20 protein-coding genes are annotated in these 18,491 nt (G+C 61.9%); 11 read left to right on the top strand and 9 right to left on the bottom strand.

Going from position 1 to position 18,491, the window contains the following annotated elements; translation table 11 throughout:
• Positions 1 to 29: 29 nt before the first annotated feature.
• Together ASG68_RS32085 and ASG68_RS00095 are read left to right on the top strand one after the other, a co-directional pair.
• A complete protein-coding gene (locus tag ASG68_RS32085) occupies positions 30 to 500 on the top strand; it encodes a helix-turn-helix domain-containing protein (protein ID WP_244484056.1) in 471 nt (156 codons plus the stop codon).
• Positions 493 to 1,293, top strand: a complete 801-nt coding sequence (locus ASG68_RS00095; protein ID WP_062576091.1) for a DUF6456 domain-containing protein — start codon at positions 493 to 495, stop codon at positions 1,291 to 1,293. The genes ASG68_RS32085 and ASG68_RS00095 overlap by 8 nt, the downstream gene beginning before the upstream one ends.
• A 247-nt stretch (positions 1,294 to 1,540) precedes the next feature.
• Here the strand turns inward: ASG68_RS00095 and ASG68_RS00090 are convergent, their stop codons facing one another.
• Both ASG68_RS00090 and ASG68_RS00085 read right to left on the bottom strand, forming a co-directional pair.
• Positions 1,541 to 1,963: a SufE family protein gene (locus tag ASG68_RS00090; protein WP_082478360.1), complete on the bottom strand. Its 423-nt coding sequence runs from the start codon at positions 1,961 to 1,963 to the stop codon at positions 1,541 to 1,543.
• Positions 1,964 to 2,148: 185 nt separating this feature from the next.
• On the bottom strand, positions 2,149 to 2,616 hold the full coding sequence (locus ASG68_RS00085; protein ID WP_062576604.1) for a DUF5330 domain-containing protein: 468 nt from the start codon (positions 2,614 to 2,616) through the stop codon (positions 2,149 to 2,151).
• A 586-nt stretch (positions 2,617 to 3,202) separates the two neighbouring features.
• Between ASG68_RS00085 and ASG68_RS00080 the strand changes: the two genes are divergently transcribed.
• The 4 genes from ASG68_RS00080 to ASG68_RS00065 all read left to right on the top strand — a co-directional run bounded on the left by ASG68_RS00080 (position 3,203) and on the right by ASG68_RS00065 (position 7,708).
• The gene (locus ASG68_RS00080; RefSeq protein WP_082478299.1) at positions 3,203 to 4,777 is read left to right on the top strand and encodes a sensor histidine kinase; all 1,575 of its coding nucleotides are present in this window, start codon (positions 3,203 to 3,205) and stop codon (positions 4,775 to 4,777) included.
• Positions 4,749 to 5,777: a peptidoglycan-binding protein gene (locus ASG68_RS00075; protein ID WP_062602655.1), complete on the top strand. Its 1,029-nt coding sequence runs from the start codon at positions 4,749 to 4,751 to the stop codon at positions 5,775 to 5,777. Before ASG68_RS00080 ends, ASG68_RS00075 begins: the two co-directional genes overlap by 29 nt.
• Before the next feature lie 112 nt (positions 5,778 to 5,889).
• A complete protein-coding gene (locus ASG68_RS00070; RefSeq protein ID WP_082478301.1) occupies positions 5,890 to 7,320 on the top strand; it encodes a methyl-accepting chemotaxis protein in 1,431 nt (476 codons plus the stop codon).
• A gap of 46 nt (positions 7,321 to 7,366) precedes the next feature.
• Complete coding sequence (locus ASG68_RS00065; RefSeq protein ID WP_062576606.1) at positions 7,367 to 7,708, top strand: DUF1491 family protein; 342 nt, start codon at positions 7,367 to 7,369, stop codon at positions 7,706 to 7,708.
• 4 nt (positions 7,709 to 7,712) lie between these two features.
• Here ASG68_RS00065 and ASG68_RS00060 read toward each other — a convergent pair whose 3' ends face one another.
• The 3 genes from ASG68_RS00060 to ASG68_RS00050 form a co-directional block, all read right to left on the bottom strand.
• Positions 7,713 to 8,723 carry a DUF2336 domain-containing protein gene (locus tag ASG68_RS00060; RefSeq protein ID WP_156373818.1) on the bottom strand — a complete coding sequence of 337 codons (1,011 nt, stop codon included), beginning with the start codon at positions 8,721 to 8,723 and terminating at the stop codon, positions 7,713 to 7,715.
• Positions 8,724 to 9,101: 378 nt separating this feature from the next.
• Positions 9,102 to 9,335, bottom strand: coding sequence for a hypothetical protein (locus tag ASG68_RS00055; RefSeq protein ID WP_062576096.1), 234 nt, complete (start codon positions 9,333 to 9,335; stop codon positions 9,102 to 9,104).
• Positions 9,336 to 9,479: 144 nt separating this feature from the next.
• On the bottom strand, positions 9,480 to 10,334 hold the full coding sequence (locus tag ASG68_RS00050; RefSeq protein WP_082478304.1) for an SH3 domain-containing protein: 855 nt from the start codon (positions 10,332 to 10,334) through the stop codon (positions 9,480 to 9,482).
• A 236-nt stretch (positions 10,335 to 10,570) separates the two neighbouring features.
• Here ASG68_RS00050 and ASG68_RS00045 point away from each other — a divergent pair, with 236 nt between their 5' ends.
• Together ASG68_RS00045 and ASG68_RS30165 are read left to right on the top strand one after the other, a co-directional pair.
• A complete protein-coding gene (locus ASG68_RS00045) occupies positions 10,571 to 10,849 on the top strand; it encodes a hypothetical protein (RefSeq protein WP_062576097.1) in 279 nt (92 codons plus the stop codon).
• A gap of 383 nt (positions 10,850 to 11,232) precedes the next feature.
• Positions 11,233 to 11,421 carry a hypothetical protein gene (locus ASG68_RS30165; protein WP_156373793.1) on the top strand — a complete coding sequence of 63 codons (189 nt, stop codon included), beginning with the start codon at positions 11,233 to 11,235 and terminating at the stop codon, positions 11,419 to 11,421.
• A 160-nt stretch (positions 11,422 to 11,581) separates the two neighbouring features.
• On the opposite strand, the gene ASG68_RS00040 is transcribed toward ASG68_RS30165, so the two are convergent.
• From ASG68_RS00040 to ASG68_RS00025, 3 genes are all read right to left on the bottom strand, one after another.
• On the bottom strand, positions 11,582 to 12,127 hold the full coding sequence (locus tag ASG68_RS00040) for a hypothetical protein (RefSeq protein WP_062576098.1): 546 nt from the start codon (positions 12,125 to 12,127) through the stop codon (positions 11,582 to 11,584).
• Complete coding sequence (locus ASG68_RS00035) at positions 12,120 to 12,707, bottom strand: DUF1214 domain-containing protein (protein WP_062576609.1); 588 nt, start codon at positions 12,705 to 12,707, stop codon at positions 12,120 to 12,122. Before ASG68_RS00035 ends, ASG68_RS00040 begins: the two co-directional genes overlap by 8 nt.
• A gap of 392 nt (positions 12,708 to 13,099) precedes the next feature.
• Positions 13,100 to 15,313, bottom strand: coding sequence for a transglycosylase domain-containing protein (locus ASG68_RS00025; RefSeq protein WP_156373794.1), 2,214 nt, complete (start codon positions 15,311 to 15,313; stop codon positions 13,100 to 13,102).
• Positions 15,314 to 15,495: 182 nt separating this feature from the next.
• Between ASG68_RS00025 and ASG68_RS00020 the strand changes: the two genes are divergently transcribed.
• Positions 15,496 to 15,963 carry a YcgN family cysteine cluster protein gene (locus ASG68_RS00020; RefSeq protein ID WP_062576101.1) on the top strand — a complete coding sequence of 156 codons (468 nt, stop codon included), beginning with the start codon at positions 15,496 to 15,498 and terminating at the stop codon, positions 15,961 to 15,963.
• A 72-nt stretch (positions 15,964 to 16,035) separates the two neighbouring features.
• Positions 16,036 to 16,665 carry a LysE family translocator gene (locus tag ASG68_RS00015; RefSeq protein WP_062576102.1) on the top strand — a complete coding sequence of 210 codons (630 nt, stop codon included), beginning with the start codon at positions 16,036 to 16,038 and terminating at the stop codon, positions 16,663 to 16,665.
• A gap of 27 nt (positions 16,666 to 16,692) precedes the next feature.
• On the opposite strand, the gene ASG68_RS00010 is transcribed toward ASG68_RS00015, so the two are convergent.
• Entirely contained in the window at positions 16,693 to 17,049 is a 357-nt protein-coding gene (locus ASG68_RS00010) for an MmcQ/YjbR family DNA-binding protein (RefSeq protein WP_062576103.1), read from the bottom strand.
• A 488-nt stretch (positions 17,050 to 17,537) separates the two neighbouring features.
• Between ASG68_RS00010 and ASG68_RS00005 the strand changes: the two genes are divergently transcribed.
• Complete coding sequence (locus tag ASG68_RS00005; RefSeq protein WP_062609085.1) at positions 17,538 to 18,467, top strand: IS110 family transposase; 930 nt, start codon at positions 17,538 to 17,540, stop codon at positions 18,465 to 18,467.
• Positions 18,468 to 18,491 lie beyond the last annotated feature (24 nt).

Below are 18,491 nucleotides of genomic sequence, written 5' to 3'. Positions count from 1 at the left end.
TGAATTAATTCCTATTCAAGGAGTGAGCCATGCACGCTGACAGACCTTTTCATCGTCCCCCATCCCCAACCCGTACCCTGCTTGTCCCACGTGCCGTGGAGACCAAATCCGCCGTCCTGCCACCCGCACGGGGCGCCTTGACGGTGGCAGAGCCCTGGGGGCCGGTGCTGCCGGTGGCCGCGCATCTGCGCTGCCGGGTGGTGCGCCAGCTGACGGCGGAAATGGTCATGCTGGTGGGCGAGCGCGTGCCACTGCGCCGGGATCGCCGCCGCGCCAGCTGCCATGTGCGGCAGATCTCGATGTATGTCTGCCATGTCGTCTTGCAGATCTCGCTCACCGATATCGGCCAGGCCTTCGGCCGCGACCGCACGACGGTTAGCCATGCCTGCAATGTCGTCGAGGATCGCCGCGACGATCCGGCCTACGATGATTTCGTATCCTCGGTCGAGCGCGTGATCATTTCGGTCTTCGGCGCACCGGGAGGCCGCGAGCATGAGTGAGGCGGCCGTGGGAAACAAGGAACTCGTCCGTTTGCTGCGCCACATCGCCGGCCACGGCGCGTTGATGCTGGAAAGGGTGGTGGGAGGTGTGTCGATCCGCCGTGACGGCGGACAGGCTCGGCAATTTCCGCATGCCACGGTCGAGCATGCCGGTGCCCTGGGGCTCGTCATCGCGACGGAAACCACGATCAAGGCGACGCCGGAAGCTCTGGCCTTCCTGCGCCGGGCCATGGTTGCGCCGGAGGAGGCGTTTCAGGAGCAGCACCGGCTGAGCGAAAGCACGACTACAACGATCGACGGTATCCGCCAACCCGTCCGCGTCAACCGGCTGGAATCGCCGCTCGGCGGGCTCGCGCGGCTGAAGGAGAAGAGCGGCCAGCCCTTCATGCCGCCCGAAGCCATTGCAGCCGGCGAGCGGCTGCATGCCGATTTCACCCGGGGACAGTTGCAGCCGCGCCTGACCATGACCTACGAGCCGCTGGTATCATCAAAAACCAGGGGCGGGGCAGGCGGCATCGCCGATCTCTGCGACACGGCGATTGCGGCACGCGGCCGTGTCGCGCGGGCGATGGAGGCCGTCGGGCCGGAACTGTGCGGCGTGGCGCTCGATGTCTGCTGCTTCGAGAAGGGGCTGGAACTGGTCGAGCGCGAACGGCAATGGCCGGCCCGCTCCGCCAAGCTGATGCTGCGCACCGCGCTGATGGCGCTGTCGCGCCACTATGCACCGCCGCGGACGGCAGACCGGCGCAGTCATGCCTGGGGTGCCGAGGGATATCGGCCGGAGATATTGTGAGGGGAAGCGGTTTGGGCGACAGTCTGGTATCGCGGAGATACCCCCCTCTGTCGGCTACGCCAACATCTCCCCCTCAAGGGGGGAGATGAGCCGCGACCGCTTTGCGCCCCTTACCGAAGCCGAGAAAAATGGCCCTGCGGGGAGGCAAACGAGGGAAAAGAATAATCTCCCCCTTGAGGGGGAGATGTCACGAAGTGACAGAGGGGGGAGTAAGTGTCCCCGATCTCGGAATCAAAGAAATCCCGTCTCAACCCGCCAGCTTCTGTGCCGCCTCGTCCTTGATGCGCTTGATCATCGAGCGCAGGCCGTTGGCGCGCTGGGCGGTGAGGTATTCGATCAGGCCCATGCGGTTAAACAGGTCGAGCGCGTCGGTCTTGACGATCTCGGAGGCCGGGCGGCCGGAGAAGATCGACAGGACGATGGCGACGAGGCCGCGCACGATATGGGCGTCGGACTCTCCCTCGAACGTGAGGATCGGGTCGCTGTAGTCGTCGTTGGCATGGGTGACCAGCCAGACCTGGCTGGCGCAGCCCTGGACCTTGTTTTCGGAGGTGCGCAGCGTCTCAGGCATTTCCGGCAGCTTGCGGCCAAGCTCGATCACATAGCTCATGCGATCCTGCCAGTCGTCGAGGTAGGCGCAATTGTCGATGATCTCGGCAAGCGGGGTGATCGGTGATGTCATCTGGTCCATGACGGTGGATATAGGCGATTGGCGGCCCTGTGAAAACCGAGACCTTGTGAAAACTCTAAAAAAGAAAAGGCCGTGAGGGATGGGCGTTCCTCACGGCCGCCGCAAACGCGGCAGTTCAAGACAGTCTTCCAGTGACAAGCAGTCTTCAGGGAAGCAGATAAAATCTATTGGGCGCGGGCCTTCTTCGGTTCGATGCGCTTTTCCGGCACCGGGATCTTGGTAAGGAACGGCTCGGCCTCGGCGACCACGGCGGCGGCCTTCAGCTCGGCTGCAAGCATGTCCGGCTTGGCGGCGGTTTCCGCGGCCTGTTCCGGGTTCGTTGTGATCGTGCCGGTCATGACCTTGTCGCTCGGCTCGGCGAATTGCTGGTCGAGAAAGAGATAGGCGATCCGTGCGCCTTCGCGGGCCCGGTGTCCGAGCGCCACGAAGGTTTCGGCGCCCTTTTCGCAGACATCCGGCTTCTGCACGCAGAGCGCGCTGATATAGCCGAAAGCCTCGGTCGCAGCCGAAACAGTGTCGCCGACATCGACCTTCGGTCCGTTTTCAAGCGTCGAGGTGCTTGCCGGGTCGAGAAACGGCAGAGTGACCAGCACCAGCGAAAACCAGAATGTTCCCTTGATCAGAAACCACATCGTCTTGCCCATCCTTTGGTCCGGCGTCCAAACCTTGCCTCCGGTCTTTGCCGGGTTGGCCTCCTCTTGGCGCCTTGTCATCACACCTTAGGAAGAGAGTCGGAATAGGCCTTTGCCAAAACCCGTGGCATTTGCACCGACTTTTCGTAAAATTGGAAATATCAGCATTTGAATGGCATTTTTCGCGCATTTTAGCGGATGCCGTTAAGGTTCGGGGCGAGGGCGCCGGCGGCAAGGCTGCAAACGCGGGATTCTGCAACTCTCCGGGCCGCCACAAAGATTAACGTCCCACGGAAAACCACCTGAAATCCGTTGCTTACACCCCATTAACCACAAAAGACAAAGCCGCCGTGAATCGTCCCGGAATGGGATTTTCGGGCCGTTTGGCGGGATTTGTCGCCGTTTCATTTATCCTTTCATTAAGCCGCCGATGCGAAATTCGGACAGGTAGGGACATCATCCCAAACGGCCGTTTTCGGTTGGGGGAGATGGGCACTTCCGCATAAAGGACGGACCATGATGGCTCCGGAAAAGAACGAGCGTACAGGGTTAGACGTTGAGCGTATTGCGTAACATTTCTGGCAGGATGGCATCCCGGGTGGATGATATCGCGCGCCATTGGCTGCCGCGCCCGGTGGCCGGCGAGCCGGAGGCTGGCCGTGAATTCGCCGTCGTCCGCGCCATCGCCGCAACCGCGCTCGTCGCTCTGCCGTCGGTTCCGCTTGCTCTTTCCATGGCGTTGCCGGTTTCCGTCGCCCTGCCGGTCGGCGTAGCACTGGTTGCCTCCACGGCACTGATGACCGGCGTTGCCGCCATTGCCTATATGCGCAACCGCAGGCTTGCGGCCGATATCGCTGATGTCAGGCTTATGGCAGTCGACAACAGCGGTGCCCATTATGATTGCTTCGCCGGCCTCGTCACCGTTCACGATATCCGTGGTTCGGTCACGGAAATCCATGGTCGCGACGCGCAGTCCTATCTTTCCTGGATGCGCAATCCGCATGGCCGCGGCTTTATCGAGCAGATCCACGTGTCCGACCGTATCCTTTTCCTGCAGGCGATCGACAACCTTCGGCAGGGTGCGCGCCAGGCAACCATCGATATAAGGCTGGAGCAGCCGAATGCCTTTGCCGACGGCGAACAGTTCGTGCATATGCGCTGCGAAATGACGGCACTCGGTGAACCGGGAGAGCCGCTCGGCTCCATCCTCGTCCAGTCCCGCGATGTCTCGGAAGAAGCCCGTCTGCGCGCCGAAGCCGCGCACAAGACACGGCTGGCCGAAACCGCCAACGAGGCCAAGACGCGCTTCCTGGCGGCGGTCAGCCATGAGCTGCGCACGCCGCTCAACGCCATCCTCGGCTTTTCCGATATCCTGTCCGGCGAATATTTCGGCAAGCTCGAAAACGACCGCCAGCGCGAATATGTCTCGCTGATCAACCAGTCCGGCGCGCATTTGCTATCGGTGGTCAATACCATGCTGGACATGAGCAAGATCGAGGCCGGCCGTTACGAACTGATCCCCGAGCCGTTCCGCGTCGCCGACGTGGTCAAGGCCTGCGAGGCGATGCTGGGGCTGCAGGCGCGTGAAAAGGGCGTGCAACTGACCAGCCGGATCATGCGCAATGTCGGCGAGGTCAATGCCGACCAGCGGGCGATCCAGCAGATCCTGATCAATCTCGTCGGCAACGCCATCAAGTTCACCGATCGCGGCGGGCTGGTGACGATCGATGCGGAAATCTCCGGCAGCGATCTCAATCTGGTCGTGAGCGATACCGGCATCGGCATTGCCGAAAACAAGCTGGCCACGCTCGGCCAGCCCTTCGTGCAGATCCAGAACGATTATACCCGCAAGTATGAGGGCACCGGCCTTGGCCTGTCGCTGGTCAAGGGGCTGGTGGCGCTGCATGGCGGCCGGTTCGATATCCGCAGCCGCGCGGGCGAGGGCACCGTGATCACGGTCAGCGTCGCGCTCGACGGATCGGGCATCCGTCCGCTCGAAGAGCAGGAACTTGTGGAACAGACAATGGTGGAGTTTCCGCCGCGCCTGAAGGAGCGTACGCGGGAGAAGACGAACAGTCAGGCCAATCCGGAGGGGTGGACGGATGCCGACGGAGTGAACAGGAGCGCTGGGCATGACGGCTCGCAAGCGAAAACAGCCTGAGAAGAAAAAGAAGGTGCAGCGCAGTGCGGGCCTGGTCATGGCCAGCCTGGCGATGCGCGGCCTGAGCAATGCCGGTAGCCTTGCCGCCCGCAATCCCGGCGTCTTCGGTGGCTCGATGGCATTCGCTGTTGTCTTCAGCTTCGTCGCTGCCAATGCGCTCTGGTATCAGCCGGGCGCACATCCTTCGCCACTTCTTCGCACTCGCCTGCCTTTCACCCATCCCCAGGCCGCCAATCTCGGCGTCGAGGACGAACAGACCGGCATCGAGCCGCGCAAGGTGACGACCTTCGTCATTCAGCGCGAGGACGAGGCGGCCGCCGTAGCGGATGCGGCAAAGACTGAAGCGGGTGCCGAAACCGCCAGCATCGTGAAGCCGAAGCTCGAGCCCAGCCAAAGCATAGAGGATGTGATCGCCAGCCAAGGCGAGGCCAACAGGCAGGCGGATGTGAACAGCCAGCCGGTGGACAAGCCAGCGGGCGGTTCGGCGCTGGTGATGAACATCCAGAAGGAACTGGCGCGTCGCGGTCTTTATGATGGCGTGCCTGATGGCAAGACCGGCCCGAAGACATCGGCGGCGATCCTGCGCTTCGAAAAGCAGACGGATAGGCCGGAGACGGGCGCTGCGTCCGATGCCCTGCTTGCGGCATTGCGCCAAAAGGACAAGGGAAAGCAGCAGGCAGCCGCTTTGCCGGCATCGCGTCCTTACGAAAACGTCAAGGCGAGCAAGGGCGAACTCGACCCGGTTGCCGCCGCCATCCGCAATGCCGAAGTCGATCCGCAATATATTCCGAAGGCGGATATTCCGGCATCCAGCGAACTGGTGATGAACATCCAGAAGGGCCTGACGAACCTCGCCTATACCGACGTCTCGATCGACGGCGTGGCCGGCGAACAGACCCGCACGGCGATCCGGCACTTCGAAAAGCACTATCGCCTGCCCGAAACCGGCCAGCCCAGCGACAAGGTGCTGAAGAAGATGAAAGAAATCGGCGCGCTATAGGGGCGTTATACTTACGACTAAAGTCGAAAATCGCAATTTTCACTTCGTTAACCATGTCCTGCCAAGCTTTTGCGGATGAGGAGGCGGTTGGACGATGGCTACGGCTTTGCGCATGCCCGAGGCGGGGTTGGGACCCGCTCTTGATGACAATGATAACGGTGCTGCTGATCTGACGCAGGTCGTGGCTGACCTGGCGCGAGAAGCTGCGGGGCTCGGCGTCGATCTCGTTGATATTGCCGGTGCCATTCAGGATGCCGCCGCCCTTTCAGCCCGCCATGCCAGCGTTTTTTCCTCCGTCACCGATACCGCCCGCGCGATTGCAGCCGCGAATGGCGAAGTTGCCCGCTCCCTGCATGAGACCGATGCCTCGGCCACGACTGCCCGCACCGTGCTGGGCGAGCAGGGCAAGCGGCTGCAGGGCTCGTTGTCCGAAATCGACCACATGGTTGCCACGACGCGCGAGATCGGCGCGGAAATCTCCTCCTTCTCGGGAGCGCTCGCCGATGTCGACCGTTTTGCCGGAGAGATCGGCACGATTGCCCGCCAGACCAATCTGTTGGCCTTGAACGCGGCCATTGAGGCGGCGCGCGCGGGGGAGGCTGGTAAGGGCTTTGCCGTCGTTGCGGCCGAAGTGCGGGCGCTGTCGCTGCAGACCTCGCAGACGACGGCCTCCATCCAGAAGACGCTGGGCGAATTGCGCAGTCGCATCGAACGGTTGACGGTGGCCGGCACGCAGGCCGCGACCTCGGCCGAGAGCGTCAAGGACAAGGCCGGAGAAATCCAAGGCTCGTTTGCCAGCATGGAACAGGTCATGTCGACCATCCTCGACAGCGCCTCGTCGGTCTCCGGAACGACCGATGCCGTCGATCGGCAATATGCCGCCTTTGCCGAACAACTGACCGGAATCGCTGCGGAAATCCATACATCCAGCGGTGCCCTGCAAAAGGCGTCGTCTCGCGTCGATGCCGTCGTTGCCGTGTCGGAAAAGATCATTCAGGTCACGGCGAGCGCCGGGCTCGAAACACCCGACAGCCCCTTTATCCGCACGGCTTGCGAGGTGGCGGCGACAATATCCGCCCTGTTCGAAGCCCAGGTGGCGAGCGGCGGCATCGGCATGGATGCACTGTTCGACCGGCAGTACCGGCAGATCCCCGGCAGCACGCCGGTGCAGATGATGACGCGTTTTACTGAATTCACCGATCGCGTCCTGCCCGCCATCCTCGAGCCCATCGCCGGCAGCAACGACCGCATCGCCTTCTGTGCCGCCGTCGACGAGAACGGTTACCTGCCGACCCACAATCGCAAGTTTTCGCATCCGCAGCGCCCGGGCGATGCCGACTGGAACACGGCCAACTGCCGCAACCGACGCATCTTCAACGACCGGGTGGGCCTGGCTGCCGGGCGTAACACGCAACCCTTCCTCGTCCAGACCTACCGGCGTGACATGGGGGCGGGCAATTTCGTGCTGATGAAGGACATTTCCGCGCCGATCTTCGTCAACGGCCGCCACTGGGGCGGTCTGCGGCTGGCGATCCGCGTCTGACACGGGTGCATTTGCGCGCGGCTGTCGCCCGTTGTATCACCGCGCCATGCGCCTGAAATCCGATATCTTCGTTTCCGCTCTGGTTCGCCGCGTCTTCGGGCTGGGTGGCTATGCGGCCGTCCTGCACAAGGGTGCGGAGGAGGCTGGCGCCATCTTCATTCGCCAGCGCGCCCGTCTCGGTACCGAAACGCTTTATGCGCCTGCGCCGCAAAGCTTTTTTGATGATCCTTCACCGAACCGGCTGTTTGAAATCCGGCTGGCAGCCGTGGAAGCCGACGTTGTCGACACGGCGATTGCGCGCGAGTTGCGCTTCGACCCGGATTGCTGGGTGATCGAGATCGAGGTGGATGAGCGCGGCGACCTGTTCGAGGTTGTGGCGGGCGGCTGACCGGTCAGCGCGCACGGCCGAAGGCGCGGGTATTGCGCGTATCCACCTGACGGCGGGCTGAGGTGTCTTGACGGGCGGCCGGTTGGCGTGGATCGGCGGCACGATCGGATGCGAGATGCGGCTGGTGGACAGCCGTTGATTTTTCTTCCTGCTCGGCCTGCAGCCACGACTGGACGCGGGCACGGCTGGCGAGAAGATCGATCGAGTCCAAGAGCATGTCGCCGCGCGTTGTGCCGGCATGGCGTTCGGCCAGATCGGGGTAGAAAGCGGTCAGCACTAACAGGCTGTCTTCGAGCGGCATTTCGAGCGCGGTCAGGGTAATGGCAAGCTGCTGGCCGGAGATGTCGAGCAGGATGCGCTCGCCGAGTTCCGGGCTGCAGGACAGTGCGGCCGCGAGGCTTGCGGCAAAAAGATTGGCTTCTCCCGAGCGGGCGAAGCGGACGAGCAGGGCCTCATGCAAGGCATTGATGGTTTCGATTGCCGGTCCTGACTGAGGTGCCGGAGCCGGAGGAGCAGCGCGGGCAAGGCTCTTGATTTCGGCGCGCAACTGTTCTTCGCGCAGCCGTCGTGCGGCGTCGAGATCCGGGGAGGCGGGTTCGCGCAGGCGAATATCCGGCCGGGCCGGTTTCGAGGCCTCTTGCTCGGACTTTTTGGCCTGCGCAGTGCCCGTCTGGCGCCGCTCAACCAGCGCATCGACCACATGAACCGAGAGGTTTTCCCGGCGCGCGATGGCGGTGGCATGGGCCGGGCCCTGGGCACGGATAATCTGCAAAAGCGTGGCGTCGGAGATCGAAGTCGAGCGAGTGAGGAAGATGGCGGCGATGGAAATCGGCGCGTTGCCGATCTGCAGCGCCACCGATTGCGGCACATGCGGGCATTGTGAGAGGGCTGCGGCCGTCTGGCGGCGCGCTTCGTCGCTGGAGGCGGAAAACAGCGGATCGAACAGTTCGGCGAATTGCTTGAGGTCATTGCGGCGCGGATGACGCAGACCTTCGAAACCGGTCACGGTCGCCATCAGGACCACGTCCTTCAGCCGCCCCGCCTGCGGCCTTTCCAACTCACGAAACCGGTCCGCCACTGATACACCCACTCATACGCAAAACATCACATTCCCGATTTGGGACAGCCGGGCAAGCCGGTGCCGGAACGGGGACCGAAATTTCAGGCAAGGATCGGAAGGCAGTGTTCAAACGATGAGGGCGACACCCGTCTTTTCGGCTCTAAAGCGCTGAAAATATTGGCGCCGACAGATTGAATGTCGACCTGGCCGATCATGGCTGAATGTGTCTTCAGCCTAAGCCGACGTGGTTAATATTCCGTTTACCGGCGAAACGATATCGGGGGAGAAGACGCTGGATAAAGCTTGTCCACCGGCTTGCCGGCGGGCGGGTCATCATTGTCGATGAATGTGGCTGTCATCATTGTCGATGAATGTGGCTGGTGACGTGTCGGTGGTGTCAAACAATTGGCCGTCGGCAATGTCGCCGATGGCGATCAGGACTTCCTCGACGGTCCATCCGGCAAGATGCGCGCGCTCCACAAGGAGAAGCACGGCAGGCGCCAGCAACTGGCTGCATTGCCGGCGGCGATATTCTCCTGACCAGTGCGGCTGCGGACCATGAAGCATGATGCTCTCCCGAGTGAAAGGACAACTCATGCGCGATGATTTTGTTCCAGTCGCGTTACTGCTGGCCGTCATCGCAGCAAAAAGCGGAACAGGCAACCTTGCGGGCCGCCTGTTCTTCATACCAAACTTGAACGCCTGATCACCTCAGGTGCAATTCTCATCGCCCGGGCGGCAACGACGGACGCGTTCGTTACCGCCTCTGTCACGACCGCGATTGTTATCGAAATTGTCCCTGTTCTCGAATTCCCGGCGACGATCACTGTTTCGGCGTTCGTTGCGGCGATTGTCGTCGCGGAACTGATCGCTGTCCCGGTTGCGCTCGCGGCGTTCGGCGCGATCCCGCTCCCGCTCACGGCGGTTTTCCCGGGCGCGGATATCGCGATCGCTCTCGCCGCGGCGATTGTCGAACTGGTCGCGATCCCGGTCTCGACGGGGACGTTCGAAATTGTTGTCGTTATCGCGTCGCGGACGGCCGATGTAGATATCGTCATTGTTGTTGTCACGGCGAGGGCGACCATAATCGCTGTCACGACGACGCTGATAGTTGTTGTCGCGACGCCCGCGATCATTGTCGCCGTTGTATCCGCCACGCCAGTAATCCCGCTCGCGGTAGAAACTGCGGTTGCGGTAGTATCGGTCCCAGTAGGTTCCGACTTCGAAGGTCACAATCGGAATGCCGAGATTGTCGTAGTAGCTTGGCTCGACATAGACGCGGTTGCTTCGATACTCCGCCTGAACATAGCGGCCGGCAACCCAGCCACGACCGTTATAAAAGGAGACGTCACACCACGGAACATCCGAGAGGCAGCCGTGGATTTCCACGGATGTGCCATACGGAATGACGGTGACTGCCGGATAGCGGGTGCTCGGGCCGGAGCGCATGTTGACATTGGCCGTGGCATAACCTTCCACTGCCCAGGCTGTTGCGGGCAGCAGCGAGGCTAGGGCCGCGACAGCTCCCAGCGCCAATGCCCTGATTGAGAATTTTCGACGAGTCATTGAGGTTCCATCCCTGTTGCCTTGGCCCCCCGGCCACAGCTGCATGCTGTTCGTGAAGGCACTACACCTTTGTTTTTGTGTCTTTTTTGAGATGACACAGTCATGCTGGATTTATGCTATTGAAAACGAAACGCAAAACCCGTTCAGTTCGTTCCGCGCTCTGCTTTTCGCGGTGTTCGGCGGAACCAAAGAAAGGCTGTCGCGTTTACGGTATTATCGAAAAAAGGAGCCCGACAATGGTCGAAAAGAAATTCGCAACCGTGACGAATGAGGCTGAGCTTGAAGCGAGCGCCGCCAAGGTCGATCTGGACAATCAGATTGCCGAATTGCGCGCCGAGATCGCGCGCTTGACAGAATCCGTTTCGGCCATCGGTACCGGCGCCAAGGCTGTCGTCAAATCCGAGGCGGAAGTGCTGGTGGAAAGGTTGCGAGATCGCGTCCGGGAAGAGCCGGTCTCCACTCTGCTGGCAATTGCCGGTGTCTCCTTCGTGTTCGGATTGCTGGTTCGCCGCTGAGGTTCCAAACCCTGTTCCATCGGGAACGTCGGGCGCAAGGCTCTATGTGTAATGTGGCTCTTGCAAGCGGGCCCGGTAAGAGCGTACCGGGCAAACCGGATGATGGGCAAATCAGCCGTTGCAGCGGTTTCTATCGCTAAGATTGGGGTTTTGACCGTTAAGGGGCTATTAACTATCGTATGGCTCAATCGGTATGCAGGCTGCGGTTCACTCGACCGCCCTGCAGTCCCGCATGTAGAATATCCGGATATCCCGGAAGAAGGAGCAAACGAGAAAGGCGCAGATGTTCGGGACCGAATGTTCCGGAGGCGTCAGCCCGCAGAGCGGGCAGGGTGAAATCAGTACGGTAGTTCATCCGTCTCAATATCTTTTTGGAGACGAGAATGGCAGAAGTTATCAGAATTGAGGAGCGCCTGACCCGCGCCCCGCCGAAACCCTCAATGGGTCCGATTGCGCCGAGCAATGCGGTGATCCTGTTGTTTACCGGCGTCCGCTACGAGCGGCTGGACGGTCATCCCGGCAGCACTCCGGCCAAACCTGTTTCCGGCCGCACCAGGAAGCAGAAGCATTGACATCATGATCCGGTTGGTGCCGCTCACGCTGCGGCGCTTCCGAAGACAATCATCCGCGCTCTTTGGGCTGGGATGAACGTTTGCGGCGCACGAAGGTTACTTCAGTGGTGCCGCGAGGCCGGCTGTTACAGTCAGGCCAACATTCTGAACACATTGACAATTATCGCCGGAACGGCTCGCAGCTCGCTTCCGAAAGAAAATTGCGCACCGGCTCCTCGAAACTGTCGGTTTGCGCCAGCGCGCGCAGGACGGCATAACCTTCCTCTTCCGGCATTTCGACGAGGATGGACTGAGCAAGGCTTTCGGGCGGCGTCTTGCGGATGTCGACGAGCTGGATCGGCGTGGCCATGACCAGGTCGAGATTGCCGTTGACCGAGGTCTTGTCGTTCATGCTGAAGACCTCGTTGGAATTGGCATCATAGATCGACACCGACCAGAACGGGACGGAACCCTTCGCGACGAAGCGGGTCGGGCCGCCGGTGACGGCAAAGCTGCAGACCGCGACGCGCAGGAACGGGTCGTCGTTGGAAAGCCCGGTCGGCCCCGGCTCGTTGGTGAGCGAGAAGAAACTGTCCATTTCATAGAGGCCGAGCACGCGGCTGTAGGCGTCCTTGCCGGTGAACTGCGGCAGCGTCAGAATGATGACGATGTGCAGCAGCGCTGCGCCGACGAGGCCGATGATGATAGCGAAGAGTATGCTACGCATCCGGGCACCCCGTCTTGACGATCTTCGGCATGGCGAGATCGATGACGCCGGACGAACCGGCGGTCGGCGTGTCGAGAAGGGTCAGCACCAGCTTGAACGCGCCGATGCGACGGATCGCCAGCCAGTTGTCCGGCTGGGCGTCCGCAGAGACGTGAATGATGAACGCGCTGTCCGCCTGGCGCTGCACCGTCCAGGCATTGAACGCCGTCGGCAGTTCCGCCGGCGCCCTCATCGGCTGGTCATTGGCGGTCGTGGCATAGAGCGTCCAGAAGCGGGCCGGCGGCGTCAGGCCGACGACATCATAGCTGCAACCGGAGGACAGCCGCTCGCCGGCCGTATCAACCGCCGCGGTGAACTGCAGGCCTTCCGCGCCGCCATAGAGCAATTTGCCCGCCCGTGCCCGATGGGCCTTGGCATAGGGATCGGTGTTTTCCGTCTGCGCATCCGGGAATGCGACCCAGGGACCGAGCGAGATCGCGCCGAAGCCGACCGTCGCCTTGAGCGCCGACACGGTCGAGACGATGCCGACGCCGAAGGCTATGGACAGGGCAAGAGCGACGAGGAGGGGGATGCGGAACAAGAGCAATTTACCGGGGATTTGCGGGGATGGGGGAGGAAGTCGAGCGCGCGAAGATAGCGGTATACCTCTCTGCGCCCTTTCGCCATTCGGTGTTTTGCCGTTTGAAACCAATGGCGTTGCGTTTCGGCGGATTTTCTCTTCTCCCCAGCGGGGAGAAGGTGGCCTGAAAGGCCGGATGAGGGGGGCCGAAGGCCAACTTGTCGAAACGCCGCTTGGCTTCGGCTTCACCGAAGCCCCCCTCATCGCCTCGCATGCGCTCGGCACTTCTCCCCGTTGGGGAGAAGAGGGAAGCCACCGGCATTGCCCTGAATTCGTTACCGATCTCCCCTCTCAAATGGGAGATTGCACTGAGGGACAGACGGGTATGACTGGGCGAGGGGGTAGCCATCCCATCACCGCCCGGCATTGCGGCTGCCCTTGATGACAGTGCCGGTCGATTGGCGGTCGATTTCGGCGACCTTGCCGGGGAGTTCGGCGGGGACTTTGAGGGCAGGGGCGGTGTTGAATTTTTCGCCGAGTGATTTCAACAGCCGGGTGACGTCGCCGGACAGCGAGCGGGGGCGCACGAGCGGCGGCAGGGCGGTTTCGTCGCCGGGTTTGGCGACGGCGATTTCGGCGTCCTTCTTCTTGTCCGGACCCGGAAGCGGGTTTTCGATGCCTGGGATCGCGCGGTGCTCGATGCCCTGTTCGGCATAGTCCATCAGCCGCTTGAAGGTCATGGCCGGCAGCGAGCCACCAGTCATGTTGTTGGTCGAGGTATAGTCGTCGTTTCCGAACCAGACGGCGGTGGTGTAATCGCCGGTGAAGCCGACGAACCAGGCATCGCGATAGGCTTGCGTCGTGCCGGTCTTACCGCCGGCGACGATGCCGTTGTCGAGCGCAGCTTTCCGGGCCGTGCCGATGATCGGAATCTGGGTCAGCATGTAGTTCATCGAGGCATTCGCCTGTTCGCTGACGACGCGCTTGGCGGGCGGTTCGTCGCGATTGAAATCGTAGAGAATATCGCCGTCGTAATTGAGGATCTGGCTGATGCCGTGGCGGCGTGACTGCAGGCCGCCGGCCGGAAAGACGGCATAGGCCGTCGCCTGGTCGAGCACGGTGACTTCCGAGGTGCCGAGCGGCATGGTCTTGTCGGTGCGGATCGGGGTTTCGACGCCCATCTTCTTCGCCGTTTCGGCGATCACTTCCGTGCCGAGTTCATCCTTGGCAAGTCGGACGGGCACGGTGTTGATCGACTTGGCGATTGCGGTCAACATCGTGACGCGGCCGGAATAGCTGCCTTTGGAATAGTTCTGTGGTGACCAACCGCGCCAGGTGATCGGCGCGTCGCTGATGGTGGATTCCGGCTTGAAGCCTTTTTCCATGGCGGCCGTATAGGTATAGACCTTGAAAGACGAGCCGGGCTGGCGCAGCGCCTTGGTGGCGCGGTTGAACTGGCTTTCGCCATAGTCGCGGCCACCGACCATGGCGCGCACGGGGCCGCCATTTTCGATCATGACCATGGCGCCCTGCTTGACCTTGAAACTCTCGCCATATTCGCGAAGGCTGGATTCGACCGATTCTTCTGCCGCCTGCTGAAGGCCCATGTCGATGGTGGTGCGCACGACGAGCGAATGCTGAGCGAAGGGGGCGGCGATCCGGCGGGTTTCGTCGAAGGCCCAGTCGAGGAAGAAATCAGGCGCGCTGACCTCGGCGCGATCGATGACAGTTGCCGGGTTGAGACGCGCGGCAATCACCTGGCCCTCGGTCATCAATCCGCCCTGGACGAGATTGGTCAGCACCTCGTTGGCGCGGGCGCGGGCGGCGGGCAGGTTGACATGCGGCGCATAGCGGGCCGGCGCCTTGAACAGGCCTGCCAGCATGGCGCTCTCGGCCAGATTGATATCGGTGATGCTCTTGCCGAAATAGAACTGCGAGGCGGCGGCTGCCCCGAACGTGCCGCCGCCCATATAGGCGCGGTCGAGATAGAGGCGCAGGATTTCCTTCTTCGACAGGTTGCATTCCAGCCAGACAGCGAGGAAGGCTTCCTTGATCTTGCGCTCGATGGTGCGCTCGTTCGACAGGAACAGGTTTTTCGCCAGTTGCTGGGTGAGTGTCGAGCCACCCTGGACGACGCCACCCGCTTGGGCGTTGATGGTCATGGCGCGGGCGAGGCCCAGAAAATCGATGCCGTAATGATCGAAGAATCGGCGGTCTTCCGTCGCGAGCACCGCCTTGACCAGCGTGTCCGGCAGTTCGTCGATCGGCACGGAATCTTCATGGATGATGCCGCGATGGCCGATCTCGTTGCCGTATCGATCGAGGAAGGTGACGGCGAAATCGCTTTGCGCCCGCCAGTTGCCCTTGGTTTCCTCGAAGGCCGGAAGGGCGAGCGCCAGCATCAGCACCGAACCGGCGGTGCCCCAGGTCATGCCTTCGCCGAGCACCTCGAACAGGACCTTCTTCCAGCCACGCACGGTGAAACGGCGAAAGAAGATGGTGATATCCTCCCACCAGACGCCGAGCCGGAAACCGGCATTCCAGACGGTCGAATCGATCCAGCTGTCGATGCGCAGCAGGATATGGCGCTTGCGCGGACGGTCGTCCTGCGGGGCAGCCTTGTCCACGTCCGGGAGATCGTCTTGGCTTTGATCCTGCAACGCTGGTACACCCCGATGGCTTCAGATCCGGACCGATATTTGCATGGGCCGGGTTTCTATTCTACGCCGATATCGGTAATGAGCCTTAAAAATCCGGCAATGTTTTGTGAGATTGTCGCTGAAATCCAACAAATGGAAGTCAAAAGACCATGGGCAAACTGCCCTTCTGGAAGACGAAATCGCTGGCCGAGATGACCAACGCGGAGTGGGAAAGCCTCTGCGACGGCTGCGGGCTCTGTTGTCTCAACAAGCTGGAGGATTGGGACACGGGCGAGATCGCTTGGACCAATATCGGCTGCACGCTGCTGGACGGCCAGAGCTGTCGCTGCAAGGACTATCCCAACCGGCAGGCGACGGTGCCGGACTGTATCCAGTTGACACCGCAGGAGGTGGAGACGCTGACCTGGCTGCCGCCGACCTGCGGCTACCGGCTGGTGCGCGACGGCATCGATCTCTACTGGTGGCATCCGCTGGTCTCGGGCGATCCGGAAACCGTGCATCAGGCTGGCATTTCCGCGCGCGGCCGCACAGTCTCGGAAGACGACGTCGATGTCGATGATTTCGAGGATTATCTGGTGGAGTGGCCGTTGACCGTGGGCGAAGCGAGCCGGAAATAGCGGCGCTCAGCACCGGTATGGACTGCCGGTGGACGTATCTTTTGTTCTGATCCCGCCGTGATATGGTTGGCCATGATCCAAGCCGCGCCGTATTTTCCCGTCGAGACACTGCCCTTCATCCTGACCGCCATCGTCATCGAAATTACCCCCGGACCGAACATGACATGGCTGGCGGTCGTTTCGGCACTGGAGGGGCGGCGGGCAGGTTTTGCCGCCGTTGCCGGCATCGCGCTTGGGCTTTCGATCATTGGTCTTGCCGGCGCGCTCGGGGCCTCGACACTGATCCAGTCGTCGTGGATGCTTTACGAGGCGCTGCGTTGGGCCGGGGTGCTGTTCCTGCTCTATCTGGCGGCTGACGGATGGCTTGCGGCAGGCCGGCCGCAACAGGCGGACAAGAGCAGCTATGGCGGCTATTTCCTGCGCGGATTGGTGACGAATATCTTCAATCCGAAGGCGCTTTTGTTCTATATCGCGGTGCTTCCCGGCTTCGTGTCGCCGCAGCACCCCGTCATGCCGCAGACCCTCGTGCTGACCGCAGCCTATGTGTCGGTGGCAACCCTCATCCACGCCCTGATCACTCTGATGGCGGGCACGCTCGAGCCCATGCTCAACGACCCACGGCGCGAACGGCTGGCCCGGCGCGCACTCTCCGCCCTGCTGGCGCTGGTGGCGATCTGGTTTGCTTTCAGCACGGCGCAGTAGGGTGACGACAGGTTATCGGCCTGATGTTCAGTGGGAGGTAGTGTCGAAGCCGTCGGACGAGGCCTTCGACAGCAACGATTTCGGCGCAACATTGCGCCAGGCGGTTTCCATCAGATGGTCGATGACATCCTCATCGGCATCGCAGAAATAGATCGAGGTCCAGCCCTTGAGGCCCCAGCCGCCGGGAACTGCGGCGCAGACGCCAGGCTCGGTTTCGAGGAAGAGTTTCTGCTGGTCCGGCGTGAACTTGACGACGGCGCGGCCGGCTTCCGGCAGGGACATGAAAATCTTGTTGCCGACGCGAAAATCGCGCTTGCCGAAATGGGCGCTTTCCACCGCGCCGGGCAGGCCCAAGGCCCGCTTTTCCAAGTCCTCGGTTCTCATGGCGGAAGTGTAACACGGGGCAGGATTTGCGCAATGGAGAGAAAATTATCCCGAAATAGGAAAATAATCCTTTACTGCGTGACGGTCGTTTGATAGGTTTATGGCACAGTCGGAAAAGTGGGTGAAGCGGGATGCTTCGGCGGGGCCCGGGTGTTGTCGCGGTGGCCTTCGGCCCCCCTCATCCGGCGCTTTGCGCCACCTTTGTAACTTCCCTTTGTCGCGGATTGGCTGTGTATTGCCGATTGCGGTGGCGGATGAGAGACCGCAGCACCTTTGGGACATGAAGCCCGTNGCGCCACCTTTGTAACTTCCCTTTGTCGCGGATTGGCTGTGTATTGCCGATTGCGGTGGCGGATGAGAGACCGCAGCACCTTTGGGACATGAAGCCCGTGGGAGAGCTCGGGTCATCATCCGCCGTTCCATCGAACCCGAACAGTCGCCAGGGCCGCTTGCGCAAGCAAAGCCCGCTTAGGCAAGGATGGGATCAGATGGATGTGATTGTCGGGATCGATGTTTCCAAGGATCGGCTGGATGTGCATGTGCTGCCAGTCGAAGAGTGTTTCTTCGTCGGCAACGACCATGCCGRCGTGGATGCGCTGATCGCACGGTTGCGGGAGGCGAAAGCCGATATCGTGGCGCTGGAGGCGACCGGCGGTTACGAGATGCTTGCGGTCGCGGGCCTGTCGTCGGCCGGCCTTGCGGTCGTCGTGGTCAATCCGGCGCAGGTGCGTTCCTATGCCAATGCGCTCGGGAAACGGGCCAAGACCGATCCGATCGATGCCGCGGTAATCGCGGCCTTCGTGGCGGCGACACGGCCGCAGATCCGGCYCTTGCGCGATGAGGAARGCGAAACCTTCTCAGCCATCGTGTCGCGCCGCCGCCAGATCGTGCAGATGATCACGGCGGAGGAGAACCGGTCCCGCATGGCACAGGCCAAGGAGACGCAGAAGAGYATCAAGCGACTGCTGGCGGCGCTTCGACGCGAACTCGAGAGCCTCGACGGCGATCTCGACGGACGYATCCGCAAATCGCCCGTGTGGCGGGTGCGCGAGGTGCTTTTAACCTCGGTTCCGGGTGTCGGGCCGACCACGGCGCGCACGCTGATTGCCGARATGCCGGAACTCGGCACGCTCGACCGGCGCCAGATCGCYTCRCTGGCGGGCATTGCCCCCTTCACCCGGCAGTCGGGAAAATGGCGCGGCAGGAGTTTCATCGGCGGCGGACGCGGYAAGGTGCGGGCCGTCCTGTTCATGGCGGCGCTGGTGGCAGCCCGTCACAATCCGACCCTCAAGACCTTCCGCGACCGTCTCGTCGCGGCCGGAAAACCAAAAATCGTCGCCATCGTCGCAACCATGCGCAAACTCCTCACCATCCTCAACGCCATCATCCGGGACGAAAAGCCATGGCAAAGCGCTTGACAGCAAAGACAGTCGCTCTCCCCG

Origin of the sequence: Rhizobium sp. Leaf453 (assembly GCF_001425605.1) — a bacterium.
GTDB lineage: Bacteria > Pseudomonadota > Alphaproteobacteria > Rhizobiales > Rhizobiaceae > Pararhizobium.
Note: the sequence above shows the minus strand (reverse complement) of the source record. Positions and strands in the feature narration are given on the sequence as shown.